The sequence below is a fragment of the Pseudoalteromonas sp. TAB23 genome, from assembly GCF_000498075.1.
GTDB lineage: Bacteria > Pseudomonadota > Gammaproteobacteria > Enterobacterales > Alteromonadaceae > Pseudoalteromonas > Pseudoalteromonas arctica.
Genome location: NZ_AUTP01000212.1, coordinates 19,363 through 39,957 on the forward strand (window position 1 = coordinate 19,363; position 20,595 = coordinate 39,957).

Annotated in this window: 26 protein-coding genes and 1 rRNA gene; 19 read left to right on the forward strand and 8 right to left on the reverse strand. The window is 41.3% G+C overall.

Features of this window, described 5'->3' with window-relative positions:
• Positions 1-12: 12 nt before the first annotated feature.
• From L654_RS0111425 to L654_RS0111460, 8 genes are all read right to left on the reverse strand, one after another.
• A complete protein-coding gene (locus tag L654_RS0111425; protein ID WP_024608091.1) occupies positions 13-1,251 on the reverse strand; it encodes an ABC transporter permease in 1,239 nt (412 codons plus the stop codon).
• Complete coding sequence (locus tag L654_RS0111430; RefSeq protein ID WP_024599491.1) at positions 1,244-1,951, reverse strand: ABC transporter ATP-binding protein; 708 nt, start codon at positions 1,949-1,951, stop codon at positions 1,244-1,246. The genes L654_RS0111425 and L654_RS0111430 overlap by 8 nt, the downstream gene beginning before the upstream one ends.
• Complete coding sequence (locus L654_RS0111435; RefSeq protein ID WP_024608092.1) at positions 1,951-3,117, reverse strand: efflux RND transporter periplasmic adaptor subunit; 1,167 nt, start codon at positions 3,115-3,117, stop codon at positions 1,951-1,953. The genes L654_RS0111430 and L654_RS0111435 overlap by 1 nt, the downstream gene beginning before the upstream one ends.
• A 56-nt stretch (positions 3,118-3,173) precedes the next feature.
• Positions 3,174-3,887 (reverse strand): YIP1 family protein, encoded by a 714-nt coding sequence (locus L654_RS0111440; protein ID WP_024608093.1) that lies wholly within the window; start codon positions 3,885-3,887, stop codon positions 3,174-3,176.
• Between the two features lie 192 nt (positions 3,888-4,079).
• Positions 4,080-4,766, reverse strand: a complete 687-nt coding sequence (locus L654_RS0111445) for a TorF family putative porin (protein WP_024591363.1) — start codon at positions 4,764-4,766, stop codon at positions 4,080-4,082.
• A 277-nt stretch (positions 4,767-5,043) separates the two neighbouring features.
• The gene (locus L654_RS0111450; RefSeq protein ID WP_024608094.1) at positions 5,044-6,207 is read right to left on the reverse strand and encodes a hypothetical protein; all 1,164 of its coding nucleotides are present in this window, start codon (positions 6,205-6,207) and stop codon (positions 5,044-5,046) included.
• A gap of 155 nt (positions 6,208-6,362) precedes the next feature.
• A complete protein-coding gene (locus tag L654_RS0111455; protein ID WP_024591361.1) occupies positions 6,363-6,563 on the reverse strand; it encodes a helix-turn-helix transcriptional regulator in 201 nt (66 codons plus the stop codon).
• A gap of 8 nt (positions 6,564-6,571) precedes the next feature.
• Positions 6,572-6,997 (reverse strand): hypothetical protein, encoded by a 426-nt coding sequence (locus tag L654_RS0111460; protein WP_024608095.1) that lies wholly within the window; start codon positions 6,995-6,997, stop codon positions 6,572-6,574.
• Between the two features lie 233 nt (positions 6,998-7,230).
• On the opposite strand from L654_RS0111460, the gene L654_RS0111465 reads away from it, so the two are divergent.
• From L654_RS0111465 to L654_RS0111555, 19 genes are all read left to right on the forward strand, one after another.
• Positions 7,231-9,201, forward strand: coding sequence for an AsmA family protein (locus tag L654_RS0111465; protein WP_024608096.1), 1,971 nt, complete (start codon positions 7,231-7,233; stop codon positions 9,199-9,201).
• 273 nt (positions 9,202-9,474) lie between these two features.
• A complete protein-coding gene (gene rplN, locus L654_RS0111470) occupies positions 9,475-9,843 on the forward strand; it encodes a 50S ribosomal protein L14 (protein WP_002959498.1) in 369 nt (122 codons plus the stop codon).
• 10 nt (positions 9,844-9,853) lie between these two features.
• Complete coding sequence (rplX, locus tag L654_RS0111475) at positions 9,854-10,168, forward strand: 50S ribosomal protein L24 (RefSeq protein WP_002959496.1); 315 nt, start codon at positions 9,854-9,856, stop codon at positions 10,166-10,168.
• A 16-nt stretch (positions 10,169-10,184) separates the two neighbouring features.
• On the forward strand, positions 10,185-10,724 hold the full coding sequence (gene rplE, locus L654_RS0111480) for a 50S ribosomal protein L5 (protein WP_010554915.1): 540 nt from the start codon (positions 10,185-10,187) through the stop codon (positions 10,722-10,724).
• Between the two features lie 10 nt (positions 10,725-10,734).
• Positions 10,735-11,040 (forward strand): 30S ribosomal protein S14, encoded by a 306-nt coding sequence (gene rpsN / locus L654_RS0111485; RefSeq protein ID WP_010554914.1) that lies wholly within the window; start codon positions 10,735-10,737, stop codon positions 11,038-11,040.
• Between the two features lie 21 nt (positions 11,041-11,061).
• The gene (gene rpsH, locus L654_RS0111490; protein ID WP_007584660.1) at positions 11,062-11,454 is read left to right on the forward strand and encodes a 30S ribosomal protein S8; all 393 of its coding nucleotides are present in this window, start codon (positions 11,062-11,064) and stop codon (positions 11,452-11,454) included.
• Between the two features lie 13 nt (positions 11,455-11,467).
• Positions 11,468-12,001 carry a 50S ribosomal protein L6 gene (rplF, locus tag L654_RS0111495; RefSeq protein WP_002959488.1) on the forward strand — a complete coding sequence of 178 codons (534 nt, stop codon included), beginning with the start codon at positions 11,468-11,470 and terminating at the stop codon, positions 11,999-12,001.
• Positions 12,002-12,010: 9 nt separating this feature from the next.
• A complete protein-coding gene (gene rplR, locus L654_RS0111500; protein ID WP_024608097.1) occupies positions 12,011-12,358 on the forward strand; it encodes a 50S ribosomal protein L18 in 348 nt (115 codons plus the stop codon).
• 9 nt (positions 12,359-12,367) lie between these two features.
• Positions 12,368-12,874 carry a 30S ribosomal protein S5 gene (gene rpsE, locus L654_RS0111505; protein WP_002959485.1) on the forward strand — a complete coding sequence of 169 codons (507 nt, stop codon included), beginning with the start codon at positions 12,368-12,370 and terminating at the stop codon, positions 12,872-12,874.
• 2 nt (positions 12,875-12,876) lie between these two features.
• Complete coding sequence (gene rpmD, locus L654_RS0111510) at positions 12,877-13,059, forward strand: 50S ribosomal protein L30 (protein WP_002959482.1); 183 nt, start codon at positions 12,877-12,879, stop codon at positions 13,057-13,059.
• 4 nt (positions 13,060-13,063) lie between these two features.
• On the forward strand, positions 13,064-13,498 hold the full coding sequence (gene rplO / locus L654_RS0111515) for a 50S ribosomal protein L15 (RefSeq protein ID WP_002959480.1): 435 nt from the start codon (positions 13,064-13,066) through the stop codon (positions 13,496-13,498).
• A gap of 10 nt (positions 13,499-13,508) precedes the next feature.
• A complete protein-coding gene (secY, locus tag L654_RS0111520; protein ID WP_007584663.1) occupies positions 13,509-14,837 on the forward strand; it encodes a preprotein translocase subunit SecY in 1,329 nt (442 codons plus the stop codon).
• Positions 14,838-14,859: 22 nt separating this feature from the next.
• On the forward strand, positions 14,860-14,973 hold the full coding sequence (rpmJ, locus tag L654_RS0111525; RefSeq protein ID WP_002959476.1) for a 50S ribosomal protein L36: 114 nt from the start codon (positions 14,860-14,862) through the stop codon (positions 14,971-14,973).
• 124 nt (positions 14,974-15,097) lie between these two features.
• Positions 15,098-15,454, forward strand: coding sequence for a 30S ribosomal protein S13 (rpsM, locus tag L654_RS0111530; RefSeq protein ID WP_007584664.1), 357 nt, complete (start codon positions 15,098-15,100; stop codon positions 15,452-15,454).
• Positions 15,455-15,466: 12 nt separating this feature from the next.
• Positions 15,467-15,853 carry a 30S ribosomal protein S11 gene (rpsK, locus tag L654_RS0111535; RefSeq protein WP_002959471.1) on the forward strand — a complete coding sequence of 129 codons (387 nt, stop codon included), beginning with the start codon at positions 15,467-15,469 and terminating at the stop codon, positions 15,851-15,853.
• A gap of 21 nt (positions 15,854-15,874) precedes the next feature.
• Positions 15,875-16,495, forward strand: coding sequence for a 30S ribosomal protein S4 (gene rpsD / locus L654_RS0111540; protein WP_002959461.1), 621 nt, complete (start codon positions 15,875-15,877; stop codon positions 16,493-16,495).
• Between the two features lie 24 nt (positions 16,496-16,519).
• A complete protein-coding gene (gene rpoA, locus L654_RS0111545) occupies positions 16,520-17,506 on the forward strand; it encodes a DNA-directed RNA polymerase subunit alpha (RefSeq protein ID WP_002959452.1) in 987 nt (328 codons plus the stop codon).
• A gap of 39 nt (positions 17,507-17,545) precedes the next feature.
• Positions 17,546-17,947: a 50S ribosomal protein L17 gene (gene rplQ / locus L654_RS0111550; protein WP_002959450.1), complete on the forward strand. Its 402-nt coding sequence runs from the start codon at positions 17,546-17,548 to the stop codon at positions 17,945-17,947.
• 1,102 nt (positions 17,948-19,049) lie between these two features.
• Positions 19,050-20,547: ribosomal RNA gene (locus L654_RS0111555) — 16S ribosomal RNA — on the forward strand.
• Positions 20,548-20,595: the final 48 nt, after the last annotated feature.

Here is a 20,595-nt window from a genome sequence, read left to right on the forward strand (position 1 = left end):
TATTTAAAATAGTTATTCGTAACGCAGTGCATCTATAGGGTTTAGTCTTGCTGCTTTAATAGCAGGGGCTAAACCAAATATAATCCCAATCATTGATGTAAATCCGAACGATAGTATTACAGCCCATGCTGGTATATATGCATCAGGCATACTAGGGACTAAAAACGAAATAAGCCCTGCGGCGCCATATCCTATAATGAGTCCTATTAAACCACCAAAGAGTGAAAGCACAACGGCTTCAACTAAAAACTGCAGCATAATAAAACCAGGTGTTGCGCCTAGTGCTTTTAATGTACCAATAACGCGTGTGCGTTCAGTTACCGACACTAGCATTATATTCATAACACCAATACCGCCAACAAGTAAGCTTATTCCAACAATACCAGCAGTAATAGCAGTAGCACTGCTGGTAAATTTATCTATTTGGGCACGAGATTTTTCAGCGGTTTCAAATTCAAAGTCGTTTTCATCTTTCTCTTTTAGTTTATGTAGTTGGCGCAATACACGGGTTATTTTTGCAAGCACTTGTTCTTCGTTAGTACCTTCATTTAACCTAAACATAATTTGCACATTAGTTTGTGTACTTCCGCCTTCTAAAGCACTCATGGTACTAATTGGAATATTAATGTAATCGTCTTGGTCAAAACCAAATAAGCTACCTTGTTTTTCAGCAACACCAATAATCCTAAACCATTCACCACCTAGTTTTATATATTCACCTACTGGGTTTTCAGGAAGGTTTAGCTTTTCTTTGATTGAAGGGCCAATAAACGCGACTCTTCTACGTTTATCATCATCTTCGGCACGAATAAAGCGGCCAAGTTCAGGGTAAGTACGATACGCTTTTTGATAGTCTTGCTCAGTACCTATTACACGCGATGAATGGCTTTTATTTCCATACTCAGCCCCTCCCGAAAAACGCCAGGTAAACATTAGGGCAGTTAGCGTTTCAGCTTCTTTTATACGCGACTTTAAAGCTAAAAAATCGTCGTAGGTAAGCTTGGCATTTTTACCAACCATTTCGAGTTCAATACTGGTGTAAGGCTTTATTGTTGTTACATCTGGCGACATATCAGCAAATTGATCATTTATTTGCTTTGTAAAACCCTGCATTACTGCAACTACAGTAACTACGGCGGCAACACCAATAATAATGCCCAAACAGGTCAGTGCGCTGCGCATTGCATTAGCTTTAATAGCTGAAAAAGCGGCTTTAGTGCCTTCCATTATCGCAAGAGCTGATTTAAACATGCTGCTTGATTCCTTCATCTTTAGTTACATCACTTACCACTTTACCGTCGACTAAACGAATTACGCGTTGGCAATGATCGGCAATTTCTTGTTCATGTGTTACTAAAATAATAGTGTGACCTTCGTTATGCAGCTCATCAAACAAATCCATAATTTCGCGGGTCGTTTTACTATCAAGGTTACCTGTGGGTTCATCTCCTAATAATATATGTGGTTTTGTGACTAAAGCGCGGGCAATAGCAACCCGTTGACGTTGCCCGCCCGATAGCTGGCTAGATAAATGATTAACTTTATCACCGAGACCTACCCGTTTTAGTGCTTCTAGGGCTTGTTGCTTGCGCTGTTTGCTAGGGATGAAGCGATACACTAGAGGCTGCATTACATTTTCTAGTGCGGTTGCACGTGGTATTAAATTAAAGCTTTGAAATATAAACCCGACACTTTCATTACGCTGATGAGCTAGCTCTGTCTCGGTCATACTTTTTACTAGTTTGTCTTTTAAGTAGTATTCGCCACTGGTGGGTGTATCTAAACAACCTAGTAAGTTCATCAAGGTCGACTTGCCTGAACCAGAAGGTCCTATAATCGCCACGTATTCGTTTTGCATTATATGTACGTTTACATCATCAAGTGCTTTAAATACCTCTGAGCCCATTTTGTATTGTTTATTAATATGCTCAAGTTTGATTACCGCAGACATTAGGCTTCTTCCTTGTCTGCATCTGACTTAAGTTTTACTACATCACCTTCAGTCAGAAGACTTACTGGGCGCGCAGGACCAATAACAATGTTGTCGCCTTCATTTAAGCCGTCAGTAATTGCTTGCTCTATATCAGATGATATTCCAACAGTTACAGCAATTTTGCTAACTGTATTATCGCTATTTAGTCGCCACACAAATGTTTTATCGTCTTCTTTTTGGATTGCCTCTATTGGAAGTTTTAGACCATTTTCGGCAATGCTTGTTGCGATCTCTGCTCTACAACTCATTCCTGCATATAGCTGGCGCTCAGTAGTATCGAGTAATACTTTTACTTTAAACGATAAACCTTGAGAGCCTGCTTGGTTTTTAGCTGAAGTACCAATATTGATTACTGTGCCGCTAAATGGTTTATTGGGGTATGCGGCCGCATAAATATTCGCTTTTTGGTTAAGCTTAATACTCGCAATGTCGGTTTCATCAACACGTAGCTCGGCTAAAATAGCGCTTGGGTCGGCTACTAACATCAAATCAGAACCAATAATATTAGTAGTACCGGCTATAACGGTTTCACCTTCTTTAATATTTACAGATGCAAGCAAGCCGCTCATTGGAGCTCTAAATACACTTTTACTTAAGCGATCTTGCGCAATTTGTAGTGATGCTTGTGCTTGGTTGTACGACTCTATTCGTGATTCAATATCGATTTTAGCCAGATCGCGTGCGCTTTCAATATTCTCGTAGCTCTCTTGATTACCTAAACCGACATCGTATAAGTCTTTTTGTCTTTTAAGTTGTCGCTCTAGATTAGTAAGGCGTGTTCTACTATGTTTAATTTCAATCTCTGTGGCGCGAAGGATTGCTTTACTACGGGTAACTTCAGATTCAAAAGCGGTTGTATCAAGGCGCATTAACATATCGCCTTGTTTCACTCCTTGGCCTTCTTGAACAAATATTTTATCTACTCGGCCTGTCACTTCAGAGCGTAATTGCACTTGTGTATTAAAAACTAAATTACCTGAAGCCATTATTGAGTCAGCAATGTCGCCTAGCTCTACTTGAGCAATATTTACTTCGGCTTGTTTTTCATCGCCAGAAATTTGCTTTGACACAATTAGGGCTATAAATGCGCCTACAGCGAGTGTGATGATTATTGCTTTTTTCATTTTTATCTATCCGTGAATTAAGTAATGCGGAGGCAATACATACCCCCATCTAGTGGTTACATTGCTGCAATGACTGCCCAAATACCAAAAATAATGATTGAAGGAAGTGCAGAGAATAGGAGTGCTTTGTTAGTTGAAAAATTAGTCCAGCATTTTAAGCCGATCATTCCCAGCGCAATGCTCCAAAAGCTAAATAAGTTTATTGATTCTAATAAGCTATAAAAAGGATGGCCAATTTCAAGTCCTATTATTAATTGGTTAATAGATGCGTAGCTAAATACGGCTTGTTGAGATATTTGATCTGTACTTGCACTTAGTACAAGAGCAATTGTGCCTAGGCTTGAAATAACAACTGGCATCATTGTCCAGGTAGAGAATCCATACCAAGCTCCGTAGCTATGTTCTGATTCAGGATCTTGTTTAGCCACAAGCATATAATAAAGTGCCATGAGTGCATTCATAATAGCTAGCCCCATTACGCTGCCAAACAGAGCAAACCAAATTTGGTTTTCTGCATTTAGCTCTATACTTTGACGAATTGCTTTTTGCTCGCCAATTGTTGCATCTATACTTGATGCTGCTACTTGCTCATTAATCAAAAACTGCATATCAACACTAGAGTAAAAAATATAAACACTAGCGATACTAGCAAGGGTAATACATATAAATGCTAACCATGACCAACCTTTGGCGTGTTCAATACCATTGAAAGCTTTACTAGGATTTATATAAATATCGAGTAGGGCGCTAAAAGCGTTAGGTGATTTCATTATTATTCCTTTATACCTATTTTATGGCTAGGCAGTTATAAATGCCCAGTGACTAAGTAATAGAATAAAGGAAAAAGTATGTATTGTTTTCATTCAATTGTAACGGTTTGTTAACAGGTGTGAGGGGTCTTATTCAAAAACAAGAAAAGGGCCAAAAGGCCCTTCGTGTTGCAGCAAGTAACACATTCTTTCTTATAAATTAAAGTCTACAGAATAAGCAACGTAAGCTTTAATATCTGAATCATCCATATCTGTATCAGACAAACCAAAAGTAAAACCGTCTTTCGAAATTGATACACCGTAATCTAGAATATTGTCATCACCAATAAAGTCACCAGAGTAATGGCCTAAGTGAAGTGCCATTTCAGTGCCGTTACTGCCAACAGCAAAACCGTAGTCAGCTGTGAGGTAAAGTGAATCACCAAAGTCTGTACCATCACCACTTGCAGCTGATGTTGCTAATACAGAAGCACCAAAGGTAAAGCCTTCAACACTGATGCTACCGTAAATTTCAGAGAAATCTGCGTCTGCTTCAGAAGCTGCGTCTGGGTAAGCGTAATAAATATAACCAACATCGTAGCTAACACTTTCGTTAATATCGCCACCAAAGCCTGCATATAAGTCAAGCTCATAGGTCATTTCATCGGCCCACGATGCGTTTGAAGCCCAAGTACCTGCATAAAAGCCCGATTCATTGGCGTAATCAATACCGCCTGAAATAGCTGCATCGCCCCCAGTTTGCTCTTGACCACGCCATAAGTAGTTTGATGTTGCCGCTGCATTAGCAGTTACTTCAGCATGTACGGCTGTTGACGTTAAAGATGTTGCGCCCATTAATGCTATAGCACTTATAGCGATGGTTTTTTTTAGTTTTAGCATGTCCATTTCCCGTTATATGATTTTTGCTCGCCAAGGTTTTTATTATGTAATCGGAACCTTTAGGCTGACGGCTTTTTATTGTTTAACTAACGGGATAATTGCACTGTATGTGCCAGCTTCATTATTTTTTATTAAAAATTATTTTTTATTTATTAAAAACATGAGCTTGAATTTTATGAATAGGGTGGGGATATAACATGAAGGAAGATGTTGCGCACACTGCTGGTGCATAAATTAACCTAGCCGCACCATAAAAGTACGGCTAAATTAGAAGGTTTTAGCCGAATATAGTGCGCATAAGGCTAATTGTTTCGTTTACGCTGCGACCTTTTTGTACTTCACTCACAATTGAATCACGTTTACTGCGAATGTGTTCAGGAATATCGTCAGCAGCAAGAGCACGGTCTACTAAAATTTCTGCAGACTCTTTACCTCTACGCTGAGTTTTACCTGTTGTAGTTGTAGTACGTTTAGGCTTGGTTAGCAGTTTAATGTAGTTAGAGTTATCTGGTGTTTTAGCATCAGCGTAGTGAAAGAAACATGGAATTAATGCTTTAATAGCAACCAATTGTTCTTCTAACTCATTACTAGGTTTAGCCATTTTGTACCATGACATAGCTTGAATACCTTTTACGATATCTTGCCAGTAACGCTCAAAATCACTATTTTTAAGTTTAGAAACACCAAGGGCACCACATAATGCATCTAATCGATTATTTGTAATCGGAGTAAATAAATCAGGGCGACGCATTGCAAGCAGTCGTGTTGCAGGCGCAAGTGTTGGTTTTTCGTTGTTGTCGGTGAATATTTTTGAATAAGCAGCAACAAATTGTTGATATTCGTATTGAGTAATATCACCTTCAAGTGGAATATTCACTAGTGCATCGTCAAAAGCACCTGGTAAATCACCAAGCATTTGATGGAAGCTCTTTGCACTCTTTGTAGATGCAAACCATTCAACGTCAAAGTTGTATGTGCTTGGATCAAGTGATGCCATGTGCTTACCGCTAAACGCAAGTAAGTCTTCAGGAATCATATCTTTAAGAGACTGTTCACGAATGCTTTTAATGTAGTCTACCAAACGAAGCTGTTCATCAAGTGCAATAACGTCTTTGTGTTGTTCTACAAATACACTTACAACAGGCCACGGAGCAATACGTAAAGTTTTAACCTGTAAAAAGCTGATAGCTGAAATAAGCTGATCGTGTAGCTTCTTAAGTACTAGTAACTGCTGTGGCTCTAGCAAATCGTAGTTCATACGATCTCTGCTTGCACTTAGCAATTCGTAACACCAAGGTAAAAAATCATCAGGGTGGTTTTCTACTTTCACGGCCATAAGGTTAAGGCTTAACTCTGAAGATTGCTTCAGAATGTTCTGATAGATTTGATTTTCTTGTTCGCCTAGCGTCATTTTTGACGGTGAAATTAGCAGTTTTTTCATGCCTTGTAGAATCTCCGGTTTAGATATATATTTTTTTGCTGGTCTATTTTAGCGCAATTACGCTAATAACAACAGCGCTGTCCTCCATACGTTGTAATTGAAGTGACTAAATCGGTATTTTTGCTAATAAAATGAGACTAATGCTTTAACATGTATCAATCATTTTCATCCAGTACAAAGAGGCTTTCGACTGAGGTATTAAAATGCTTTGCTATTTTTAGAGCAATTATTACCGACGGCGTAAACCGGTTTGTTTCTACGGTACTTATTGTTTTGCGCGACACGTTAATAGCATCAGCAAGTTCTTGCTGTGAAAGCCCAGCTTCTTTTCGATACTTTGCTATGTTATTTTGCATTTCCTCTCCTAATCACGATTTTGCCAAAGCAATGAAGCGCCATATACCAAGAGCATGATACCTAGGTAGAATATTGCCATAGTTGCATGCGAGACCTCGCTAGCTATTTCATCGCCATTATAAAAAACTCCAAGAAGGCAAAATACAAATGCAAAACTTAAATGTTTATAGGCATTAGTATCAATGGTGTTTAGAAACTCATCTTTATAAGCGTATTGAAAATACATTTTTAACGGAAAGCCCCCTTTAATGAGGTAAATAATCACTATAACTACATAAAAAGAAACGCCCAATCCAACAAATAATAACCCTTCGTTATCGTGCTTTATTAGTGAGTAAACACTGAGAAGTAAACAAACCATGGCTGTGCTTATACTAAGCCATATATTTTGACTCATAAACTTTTCTTCAGTTTTAATATCCTGTTGTTTCATAATATTCATCCTGTAATAGTATTTGATATTTTGTAACCTCTGGGTATCAATGTAACCTTGGGGTATCACCTGGTCAATACCTACTTGTAACCTAAAGGTATCAAAATGTTTCAGGAAAGATTCATATAGAACAGGTAAAGTAGTTTTAGTGGCTTTTTTACATCAACTACAATGATTTTAAGGCTAACACTCGCTATGATAAGAACATTATTTGCACGTTTGAAAGGACGATCATGAAAACCTTACTTAAAATTGTAGGTGTAATACTTTTACTATGTATAGCACTAATTGTTGCCGCACCGTTTTTAATTCCTACTGATACTATTTTTAATAAAGTGTCGCAGCAGGTAGAACAAACAACTGGGCGCACTCTTACTATTAAAGGTGATAAAACACTTAGCGTATTCCCTGCATTAAAGTTAGAACTTAACGACGTGCATTTTGCAAATATGGAATCAGGTTCGCGCGCCGATATGGCGAGTATGAAACAGCTTGCTGTACACATACCTTGGTTTTCATTATTTGGTGGTGAGTTTAAATTAGATAAGTTTGTTATAAACGAACCAAATATCCTATTAGAAACTGACAAAAATGGTAAAGCTAATTGGCAGTTGTTTGATGCAGTTGCAGAGCAACCTAAAGAGCAAAGCCAGTCAGGTGAAGCGATAAAGCTTCCAGATAACTTTGATATTGAGTTAGGTGAGGTTGCTATTTATGGCGGCACATTTACTTATCTAGATGGTCTAACAGGTGCTAAGCAACAAATTAGTGATTTAGAACTCGCTATTTTACTTCCATCACTTCGTAAAACATTAGAAGTAAAAGGGGGTATTACTTATATGCAGGAGCGTTTTGAGCTTGATATAAAATTAGATACTCCTGCTAAAGCAATTGAAGGTGCTACTTTTAATGTTAAACAAACCTTAGATTCTCGTTTAGTTGATCTAACGTTCGAAGGGAGCATCGCTGGGCAAGGACAAGATATTAAAGGTCAGTTATCACTAAGCGGTGAGTCTGTTAAAAGTATTGCAAAATGGCAAGGTGTAGAGTTAGACGCTAAAGACAATGCTTTTAACGCATTCAGTGTAAACGGTAAAATGCACCTAGCAGGTGAGGAATTTAATTTAGACGATTTAGTTGCGACGTTAGACGCATTGGAAATAAAAGGTAAGAGCGAGCTTAACCTAGGTAAGCGTTTAGCTGTAAATGCTGATATCGATTTAGGTATGCTTGATTTAAACCCGTACCTACCTGAAGCAGTAGCAAAACAAGAAGAGCCAGTAGAGCAAAATGATAAACCTGCAGAGCCAATAGTATGGGATGACACTAAAATTGATCTAAGTGCGTTAAATTCACTAGATGCGAATGTAGTTATTCGTTCAAGTGGATTAAAAGCTAATGATATTAAGTTGGGCGCAAATCAATTTACTGTTGCTTTAAAAAATAGCATTGCAAAACTAAGCCTAGATAGCTTTTCTGCTTATGAAGGGTCAGGTAAAGGCGTTATCAATGTAAACGCACAACAAGTACCTTATAAAATATCAACTAACTTTGACTTAGCTGGTATAGATGCGCAGCCTTTATTAACGGATGGGGCAGGTTTTGACAAGCTAATGGGTAAGGGGTCTTTAAATTGGAACCTAAACACAACTGGCCAAAGTCAAAAGTCGTTTATTGGTGCGCTTAACGGAAAACTTGGATTTGAGTTTGCTGATGGAGCTGTAAAAGGTGCGAATATAGCTGAGATGGTTCGTAAAGGTAAGGAACTCATTTCAGGAAACTTTGGTGCTGCGTCTGAAGGGCTGGATACCGGGTTTGAAGAATCAGAGCAAACAGATTTCTCTGCACTAACGGGAAGTTTTAACTTTACTAATGGTGTTGGTAAAAATACTGATTTATCACTTATTAGCCCACTCATAAGAATATCAGGTGAAGGCGATGTTGATTTACCACAAACAACAGTTAATTACCGTTTGGTTACAGGCATAGTTGGATCAATCGAAGGGCAGGGGACTACCGATGACAGCACTGGTTTTAAAATACCACTACGTATAAAAGGGCCTTTCCACGATGTTGGTATAAAGCTTGATGTGGGTAATGCGCTTAAAGATGAAGCTAAGCAGAAGGTTGATGAAGCAAAAGAAAAGGCCAAAGACAAAGCAAAGGATAAGATTAAAGATAAATTAAAAGGTTTATTCGGTTAATCATCTATAGTTAAAACAAACAGGGCACTTATATAGTGCCTTGTTTGTTTTGTAACCACCTGTAAAATAGCTACATAGCCGTAATTACTCAACTTTAATAACCATACGCTCTAAATTAATTAAAAAATAACCTATCACTACCCCCTCAATGCTGGTACAATTGCCCGCCCTTAAGAGACAACTCGTTTGTTTTTTGATTGGGATTTAATCGAAATGTCTGATTTTTAAACGAATTTTAGACACGTTGTAATTACTACACCGGAGGTCATTAACATGATCCAAATGCAAACTCAGCTGGAAGTTGCTGATAACAGCGGCGCTCGCAAAGTGCAGTGTATAAAAGTCCTTGGTGGTTCACACCGTCGCTACGCAGCGATTGGCGACATCATTAAAGTTTCTGTAAAAGAAGCTATTCCTCGCGGTAAAGTGAAGAAAGGTGATGTTAAAAACGCGGTAGTTGTGCGTACCAGAAAAGGTGTTCGCCGTCCAGATGGTTCTTTGATCCGTTTTGACAGCAACGCGGCTGTTATCTTAAATGATAACTTGCAGCCAATTGGTACACGTATTTTCGGCCCTGTGACTCGCGAACTTCGTAATGATAAGTTCATGAAAATCGTTTCACTAGCCCCAGAAGTACTGTAAGGAGCCAATCATGGCAGCAAAAATACGTCGTGATGACGAAGTAATCGTACTAGCAGGTAAAGACAAAGGTAAGCGCGGAAAAGTGCTTTCAGTTGTTACTGAATCTGGTCGAATCTTTGTCGAAGGCATAAACTTGATCAAGAAACACCAAAAGCCGGTTCCACAATTGAACCAAGCTGGCGGCATTGTTGAGAAAGAAGCATCTATGGATGCATCAAACGTTGCGATCTTCAACTCGGAAACGAGTAAAGCTGATCGTGTAGGTTTCAAGATTGAAGATGGTAAGAAATTACGTATCTTTAAATCTACTGGTAAAACTATCTAATAGTTGGAGTAGAATGATGGCGAAACTGCATGAAGTATATAAAGACAAAGTAGTTGCGGAACTTCAAGAGAAGTTTGGTTTCAGCTCTGTCATGCAAGTCCCTCAGATCGAAAAGATCACATTGAATATGGGCGTGGGCGAAGCCCTAGCTGACAAGAAGATTTTAGATAACGCAGTAGCGGATCTAGCAGCAATCTCTGGTCAGAAACCTCTAATCACTAAAGCACGCAAATCTGTTGCTGGCTTCAAAGTGCGTGAAGGTTACCCGATTGGTTGTAAAGTAACCCTACGCGGCGAGCGTATGTGGGACTTTTTTGAGCGTTTGGTATCAATCGCTATCCCACGTATTCGTGACTTCCGTGGCGTAAGTGCTAAGTCTTTTGATGGACGTGGCAACTACAGCATGGGCGTACGTGAACAAATCATCTTCCCAGAAATCGATTACGATAAAGTAGACCGTGTACGCGGTATGGATATTACTATCACTACTTCTGCGAAATCTGATGAGGAAGGCCGTGCGTTGTTAGAAGCGTTTAACTTCCCATTTAAGAAATAAGGGTAGGGTTATGGCAAAGAATTCTATGAAAGCGCGCGAAGCAAAGCGCACAAAACTAGTTGCTCAGTTCGCTGAAAAGCGCGCGGCACTAAAAGCTATCATCAGTGATGTTAACACATCTGAAGATGATCGTTGGGACGCGGTACTTAAGCTACAAGCTTTACCTCGTGATTCTAGCCCTGCACGTCAACGTAATCGTTGTAACATTACGGGCCGCCCACATGGTTTCCTTCGCAAATTCGGCATGAGCCGTATTAAAGTTCGCGAAGCAGCTATGCGCGGTGAAATTCCTGGCCTTAAAAAGGCTAGCTGGTAATAGAATCATGGGAGTAAGACTATGAGCTTGCAAGATCCTATCGCGGATTTGTTTACACGAATTCGTAACGGTCAATCAGCGAAGAAAGTATCTGTAACGATGCCAACTTCAAAGCTGAAAGTAGCATTAGCTAAAGTACTAAAAGACGAAGGTTATATCGTAGATTTCGCCGTTAACGGTGAAACTAAACCTGAGCTTTCTATCGAGTTGAAGTACTTCGAAGGCAAAGCTGTAATTGAAAATATCCAGCGTGTAAGTCGCCCTGGTCTACGTATCTATAAGAAACGTGACCAATTACCTAAGGTAATGGGTGGTCTTGGTATCGCTATCGTATCAACTTCTAAAGGCCTAATGACAGACCGCACAGCACGTAGTGCTGGTGTTGGTGGTGAAATCATTGGTTTTGTAGCTTAATCGGAGGGGAACTATGTCTCGCATAGCAAAGGCACCAATTACTGTTCCTGCCGGTGTAGAAGTTACATTAAAAGGCCAGGAAATCACAGTTAAAGGCAAAAACGGTGAACTTACTCGTACTATCAACAACGCTGTTGAAGTACAAGTTAATGACAACGTTATTACTACTTTACCTCGTGATGGCGTAGCTAATGCATGGGCTCAAGCAGGTACTGCTCGCGCTCTAATCAACAACATGGTTGTTGGTACGCATGAAGGTTACGAGAAGAAACTTCAGTTAGTAGGCGTGGGTTACCGTGCTGCAGCTAAGGGTAAAACATTAGATTTAACTCTTGGCTTCTCACACCCAGTTAATTTCGCAGTTCCTGAAGGAATTACGATTGAAACTCCAAGCCAAACAGAAGTTCTAGTTAAGGGCGTAGACAAGCAGTTAGTTGGTCAAACAGCTGCTAACATTCGTGCATACCGTAAACCTGAGCCTTATAAAGGTAAGGGTGTTCGTTATTCAGATGAGAATGTACGCCGTAAAGAGGCTAAGAAGAAGTAAGGTAAGACGATGGATAAAAAAACAGCTCGTCTACGTCGTGCTAAACGCACTCGTAGAAATTATATTGAACAAGGCACAACGCGTCTTGTTATCCACCGCACGCCACGTCACATATACGCTCAAGTAGTAAATGCTGAGGGTAATGTACTGGCTGCTGCTTCTACTGTTGAAAAGGCTATTAGCGAAACAGTTAAAGGCACCGGTAACGTTGAAGCTGCGCAAGCAGTTGGCAAAGCGGTTGCTGAACGTGCGGCTGACAAAGGCATCGAAAAGATTGCTTTTGATCGCAGTGGCTTTAAATATCACGGCCGTGTGAAGGCGCTAGCTGATGCTGCGCGNGCCGGTTTGCAATTCTAGGAGTAGACTATGGCTAACGTAGAAGCAAAGCAACAACAGCCTGATCTAGCTGAAAAGCTAATCGCGGTGAACCGTGTGTCTAAAGTAGTTAAAGGTGGTCGTATCTTTAGCTTTACTGCACTAACTGTAGTTGGTGATGGCGCAGGTAAAGTAGGTTTCGGTTATGGTAAAGCACGTGAAGTTCCAGCTGCTATTCAAAAAGCAATGGAAAAAGCACGTCGTAACATGATCAACGTAGACCTAAATGGCAACACATTACAGCATCCTGTTAAGGGACGTCATGCTGGCTCACTAGTGTTCATGAAACCAGCATCTGAAGGTACTGGTATCATTGCAGGTGGTGCTATGCGTGCAGTACTAGAAGTTACTGGTGTGCAGAACGTACTTTCTAAATGTTACGGTTCTACTAACCCGATCAACGTGGTACGTGCAACGATTTCGGCTCTTGAGAATATGAATTCTCCACAGTCAATCGCTGCAAAACGTGGCCTTCGCGTAGACGAAATACTGGGGTAACCATGGCAAATCAAACTGTAAAAGTAACACAAGTAAAAAGCTCTATCGGTCGTTTACCGAAACATAAAGCTACATTACGCGGTCTTGGTTTACGTCGTATCAACCACACTGTTGAGTTAGAAGACACAGCATGTGTACGTGGTATGATAAACAAGGTTTCTTACATGGTTAAGGTAGAGGGTTAATTCGATGCATTTGAATACACTTTCACCTGCTGCAGGTTCAAAAACTGCTCCAAAACGTGTTGGTCGTGGTATCGGTTCTGGTCTAGGTAAGACTGGCGGCCGTGGTCACAAAGGTCAAAAATCACGTTCTGGCGGCAAAGTACGCGTTGGTTTTGAAGGCGGTCAAATGCCTATGCAACGTCGTCTACCTAAATTTGGTTTTACTTCTCGCAAATCTTTAGTATCTGCAGAAATAAACCTTTTTGAAATCGCTAAAGTAGAAGGCGATGTGGTAGACCTAAGCGCGTTACAAGCAGCTGGTCTAGTTAAAAAGAACGTTCTTTTCGTTAAAGTTGTTAAATCTGGCGAAGTTTCACGCGCTGTTACCGTTAAAGGCCTTAAAGCCTCTAAAGGTGCTCGCGAAGCTATTGAAGCTGCCGGAGGCAAGGTAGAAGACTAAGGAAGTACTAATGGCTAAACCAGGTCAAGATACAAAAAGTGCACAAGGTGGACTTTCGGAATTGAAGCGCCGATTACTCTTCGTATTGGGTGCTATCATAATTTACCGTCTAGGTTCATTTGTGCCGATCCCTGGGATTGACGCCGCTGTACTTGCCGATTTCTTCGAGCAACAAAAGGGCACCATTGTTGAGATGTTCAACATGTTCAGTGGTGGTGCACTTGAGCGAGCTTCAGTGTTAGCACTGGGTATTATGCCGTATATCTCGGCTTCGATTATTACGCAACTATTAACGCATATGTATCCTCCGTTTATAGAGCTTAAGAAAGAAGGTGAGCAAGGGCGTAAAAAAATTAGCCAGTACACACGCTATGGCACGCTTGTGCTAGCTACTATTCAATCAATCGGTATTGCTTCTAGCTTACCGGGCATGATGGAGGGGTTAGTTGTTAACCCTGGTATGGGTTTCTATTTCACCGCAGTGGTGAGTTTAGTGACTGGTACTATGTTCCTTATGTGGTTGGGTGAACAAATAACAGAGCGCGGTATCGGTAACGGTATCTCTGTTCTAATATTTGTTGGTATTGTAGCTAACTTGCCGTCTGCTATTGGTTCGACAGTCGAAATGGCGCGCCAAGGTGATTTGAATGTTTTTGTACTGTTGATGGTTGCGGTAATCGTATTCGCTGTTACTTATCTTGTAGTGTTTTTCGAACGTGGACAACGTCGTATTGTTGTTAACTACGCTAAACGCCAACAAGGTCGTCAAGTATTTGCTGCTCAAAGCACGCATTTACCACTAAAAGTAAATATGGCGGGTGTTATTCCACCAATCTTCGCTAGCAGTATAATTCTGTTCCCTGGTACAATTGCTAGCTGGTTCGGCCAAGGTGAAGGTCCAGTCGCTGATGTATTACAAGCTGTTGCTACTACGTTGACCCCAGGTCAACCGTTGTACTCACTTGTTTTAGCTGCGGCTATTATCTTCTTCTGCTTTTTCTACACAGCGTTGGTTTTTAACCCACGTGAAACTGCAGATAACCTTAAGAAATCTGGCGCATTTATCCCAGGTATTCGTCCAGGTGAGCAGACATCTAAATACATTGATAAAGTGATGACACGCCTGACATTGGCAGGTGCTTTGTATATAACCTTTATCTGTCTGGTGCCTGAATTCATGACGATGGCGTGGCAAACGCCATTCTACTTCGGCGGTACATCAGTTTTGATTATCGTTGTAGTGATCATGGACTTTATGGCACAAGTACAGACTCACCTGATGTCTCATCAGTATGATTCTGTGCTGAAAAAAGCGAACCTTAAAGGCTACGGTCGATAAGGTCAGTTTACGGAGTTGAGCAATGAAAGTACGTGCTTCCGTTAAGAAAATATGCCGTAACTGTAAAGTTATTAAACGTGCTGGTGTAGTACGCGTAATTTGCAGTGAGCCTAAGCATAAGCAAAGGCAAGGTTAAGTAAACAGCGTGCAGGCTGAGTTTTCTCGGCCTGTGTTTTTAGTAGTAATTTGGTCTTCGTTTGAGTATCCTTACGGGCTTTTCAAACAGATGATTACCAGATTCGAATATAGGAGATGTGTTAGTGGCCCGTATTGCTGGCATTAACGTCCCTGATCATAAACATGCAGTTATTGGTTTAACAGCTATTTATGGCATAGGTAAGACTCGCTCTAAGGCTATCTTAGTAGCGACTGGTATCGCCGAAACCACAAAAATCGGTGAACTTTCAGACGAAATTCTTGACGTACTGCGTGATGCAGTTGGCAAGTACACTGTTGAAGGTGATCTTCGTCGTGAAGTTACTTTAAATATCAAGCGCCTTATGGATCTTGGTTGTTATCGTGGCCTACGTCACCGTCGCTCTTTACCACTACGTGGTCAAAGAACTAAGACTAACGCGCGCACCCGCAAGGGTCCTCGTAAGCCTATTAAGCGATAAGGGGATAGTATTATGGCTAAGACACCAATTCGTCGTAAAAAGGTTAAAAAACAAGTTGCTGATGGTATGGCTCATGTTCATGCGTCTTTCAACAACACTATTGTAACGATTACCGACCGTCAAGGTAATGCACTATCATGGGCTACTGCCGGTGGTTCAGGTTTCCGTGGTTCACGTAAATCTACACCATTTGCTGCTCAGGTTGCTGCAGAGCGTGCAGGTACTGCTGCTCAAGAATACGGTTTAAAAAATCTAGAAGTTTTCATTAAAGGTCCAGGTCCAGGTCGTGAATCTGCTGTACGTGCTTTGAATGCTGCTGGTTACCGTATTACCAACATTACTGACGTGACGCCTATACCACATAATGGTTGTCGTCCACCGAAGAAACGTCGCGTTTAACAATAGGTTAGGAGAAATAACATGGCAAGATATTTGGGCCCTAAGCTCAAGCTGAGTCGTCGTGAAGGTACTGACCTGTTCCTTAAGAGCGGCGTAAGAGCTATCGACTCTAAGTGTAAACTTGAGACTGCACCTGGTCAGCACGGCGCCCGTAAAGGTCGTTTATCTGATTACGGTTTACAATTACGTGAAAAGCAAAAAGTACGTCGTATCTACGGTGTATTAGAAAAGCAATTCCGTAACTACTACAAAGAAGCTGCTCGCCTTAAAGGCAACACAGGTGAAAACTTGTTACAGCTTTTAGAGCAACGTTTAGACAATGTTGTATATCGCATGGGTTTTGCTAGCACACGTGCTGAAGCACGCCAGTTAGTAAGCCATAAAGCGATTCTAGTTAATGGTCGTGTTGTGAACATTCCTTCATACGTAATTACTCCAGAAGATACTGTTGTAATCCGTGAGAAGTCTAAGACACAAGCACGTATCATCGCTGCTCTAGAGTTGGCTGAGCAACGTGAAAAGCCGACTTGGGTTGAAGTTGACGGTAAGAAATTGGAAGGCAGCTTCAAGCGCCTACCTGAGCGTTCAGATTTGTCTGCGGACATTAATGAACAACTAATCGTCGAACTTTACTCTAAGTAAAGTTAAGAGTTAAGAGAGGATAACATGCAGGGTTCTGTTACAGAATTTCTAAAACCAAGGTTAGTCGACATCGACGCTATCAACCCAACGCGTTCTAAAATAGTTTTAGAACCATTAGAGCGTGGCTTTGGTCATACTCTGGGTAATGCTTTACGCCGTATATTACTTTCATCTATGCCTGGATGTGCAGTAACTGAAGTTGAAATCGACGGTGTTTTACATGAGTACAGCGCGAAAGAAGGCGTTCAAGAAGACATCATTGAAATACTATTAAACCTTAAGGGTTTAGCAGTAACGTTAGAAGGCAAAGATGAAGTTTTTCTGACCCTGACTAAATCTGGTGTAGGCCCTGTTACTGCGGCTGATATTCAGCACGATGGCGATGTAACAATTGCTAATCCAGATCACGTTATTTGTAATTTAACTACAAATAACAGCGAGATCAGCATGCGTATTCGTGTTGAACGCGGTCGTGGTTATGTGCCGGCATCTAGTCGTTTATCCTCTGATGACGATGAGCGTCCAATTGGTAGATTGTTGCTTGATGCATCATTTAGCCCAGTTGAACGTATTGCGTACTCGGTTGAATCAGCTCGAGTTGAGCAACGTACAGATTTAGACAAGTTAATCATTGATATGGAAACAAACGGCACTTTAGATCCAGAAGAAGCGATCCGCCGTGCGTCTACTATCTTAGCTGAGCAATTAGATGCATTCGTAGATTTACGTGATGTAACTGAGCCAGAAGAGAAAGAAGAGAAGCCAGAATTCGATCCTATTCTACTTCGTCCAGTTGATGACCTTGAATTAACAGTACGCTCAGCAAATTGTTTGAAAGCCGAGCAAATTCAATATATCGGTGATTTAGTTCAGCGCACTGAAGTTGAGCTTCTTAAAACACCTAATTTAGGTAAGAAGTCTCTAACTGAAATTAAAGACGTGCTAGCTTCACGTGGACTTTCTCTGGGCATGCGCCTAGAAAATTGGCCACCTGCAAGTTTAGCTGAATAATCTAAATCACTATATTAGTTTAGTTAGAAGGATAGGGTCATGCGCCATCGTAAGAGTGGTCGTCAATTAAACCGTAACAGTAGCCATCGTAAAGCGATGTTTAGCAATATGGCAGGTTCTTTGGTGAAACATGAAATCATCAAAACTACTTTGCCTAAAGCGAAAGAGTTACGTCGTGTAATTGAACCTTTAATCACACTGGCTAAGACTGACAGTGTAGCAAATCGCCGTTTAGCGTTTGCTCGCACGCGTGATAATGAAGTTGTTGGTAAATTATTCAGTGAAATCGGTCCACGTAACGCGGATCGTCCAGGTGGTTACACTCGTATTCTTAAGTGTGGCTTCCGTACTGGTGATAATGCACCAATGGCTTATATTGAACTAGTTGGTCGCCCAGCGACTAGCGAAGCAGTTCAAGAAGACGCACAGTCTGCAGAGTAAGTCTTAAAGAAACCTAAAAGCCGAGCCTATGCTCGGCTTTTTCTTGCCTAAAATTTGTTAAACTATATGAACCAGTAATTACCTTCTATTATGTGCAATGACTCATAGATTCTGAATTGATAAGTTGTTTTGACAGCTGCTTTAATAGCTCTACCTAATTACTCTTTATTTACCATTCATTCAAAATAGCCTATCAGATTCTAGTTAAAGATCATTTCCACTATATATTGTGATTTACAGCTATTAATAATACCGCCGCGAATTGAGCTACAATTAGAGCAATCCCTAACGAAGTTTCTACTTATAGAGCTGATTAAAAGATATAACGTGCGCATTCTTATCAATATAACGGCACTAAGAACCTCAGAGTAAAGTTAACCATTACGGCCTAAGTAAACTTCCTCCTAAAATATGTAAAACTATTATTAAACATAGGCTGATCAATTTAATTCTCAGCTTTTGATTAATTTAAATGATTTATAGCAATACGACTCTTGCTCTATTGGTTGTTTTTTCCGCATCGATGATCGAAATGTGTCTCTACCCGTTAGTAGTTGCCACAACTTTCATTTCAAATAGCTCTATGAACCTATTAATAATGGTAGTTTAGTTGTGTTTTTGAGCGTTTAGCTCAAATACTCAGCGAACAGCACATTATTTCAAGTTTTCTTCAAAAAAGGGTTGATCTGTTTTCGGATCTCCCTATAATGCGACCCTACTGAGACGGGAAACGCCAACGCATAGCGAGGCACGAACAACTCAGGGTGTTAAGTAAAACTTAGTTTGAATCTTTTTAGAAAGTTTAAAACTAAGTGTTGACTCGAAAAATAAAGGGTGTATTATTCTCATCCCTTGAGACGCTAAAGCGAATCAAAACGTTCTTTAACAATATAAAGCAATCATCTGTGTGGGCACTCTTACAGATTGAGTTCTAACAGCCAACCTACTTAGGTAGCGAGGCAAACAAATTAGAGTCTCAATTGAAAACTGAGTGACCAACAGAATAGTTATTTAGGTAATTATTCGGCACAGTCAATTCAATATCGAAAGATATTAAAATAAATTCAGAATTCATTGAGCTGTCGAAAGACATAAAACTTTTTAATTGAAGAGTTTGATCATGGCTCAGATTGAACGCTGGCGGCAGGCCTAACACATGCAAGTCGAGCGGTAACAGAAAGTAGCTTGCTACTTTGCTGACGAGCGGCGGACGGGTGAGTAATGCTTGGGAACATGCCTTGAGGTGGGGGACAACAGTTGGAAACGACTGCTAATACCGCATAATGTCTACGGACCAAAGGGGGCTTCGGCTCTCGCCTTTAGATTGGCCCAAGTGGGATTAGCTAGTTGGTGAGGTAATGGCTCACCAAGGCGACGATCCCTAGCTGGTTTGAGAGGATGATCAGCCACACTGGGACTGAGACACGGCCCAGACTCCTACGGGAGGCAGCAGTGGGGAATATTGCACAATGGGCGCAAGCCTGATGCAGCCATGCCGCGTGTGTGAAGAAGGCCTTCGGGTTGTAAAGCACTTTCAGTCANTTACTGACAGAAGAAGCACCGGCTAACTCCGTGCCAGCAGCCGCGGTAATACGGAGGGTGCGAGCGTTAATCGGAATTACTGGGCGTAAAGCGTACGCAGGCGGTTTGTTAAGCGAGATGTGAAAGCCCCGGGCTCAACCTGGGAACTGCATTTCGAACTGGCAAACTAGAGTGTGATAGAGGGTGGTAGAATTTCAGGTGTAGCGGTGAAATGCGTAGAGATCTGAAGGAATACCGATGGCGAAGGCAGCCACCTGGGTCAACACTGACGCTCATGTACGAAAGCGTGGGGAGCAAACGGGATTAGATACCCCGGTAGTCCACGCCGTAAACGATGTCTACTAGAAGCTCGGAGCCTCGGTTCTGTTTTTCAAAGCTAACGCATTAAGTAGACCGCCTGGGGAGTACGGCCGCAAGGTTAAAACTCAAATGAATTGACGGGGGCCCGCACAAGCGGTGGAGCATGTGGTTTAATTCGATGCAACGCGAAGAACCTTACCTACACTTGACATACAGAGAACTTACCAGAGATGGTTTGGTGCCTTCGGGAACTCTGATACAGGTGCTGCATGGCTGTCGTCAGCTCGTGTTGTGAGATGTTGGGTTAAGTCCCGCAACGAGCGCAACCCCTATCCTTAGTTGCTAGCAGGTAATGCTGAGAACTCTAAGGAGACTGCCGGTGATAAACCGGAGGAAGGTGGGGACGACGTCAAGTCATCATGGCCCTTACGTGTAGGGCTACACACGTGCTACAATGGCGCATACAGAGTGCTGCGAACTCGCGAGAGTAAGCGAATCACTTAAAGTGCGTCGTAGTCCGGATTGGAGTCTGCAACTCGACTCCATGAAGTCGGAATCGCTAGTAATCGCGTATCAGAATGACGCGGTGAATACGTTCCCGGGCCTTGTACACACCGCCCGTCACACCATGGGAGTGGGTTGCTCCAGAAGTAGATAGTCTAACCCTCGGGAGGACGTTTACCACGGAGTGATTCATGACTGGGGTGAAGTCGTAACAAGGTAGCCCTAGGGGAACCTGGGGCTGGATCACCTCCTTATACGATTTAGAACTTATTTGTTCGTAGTGTCCACACAGATGATTGTTA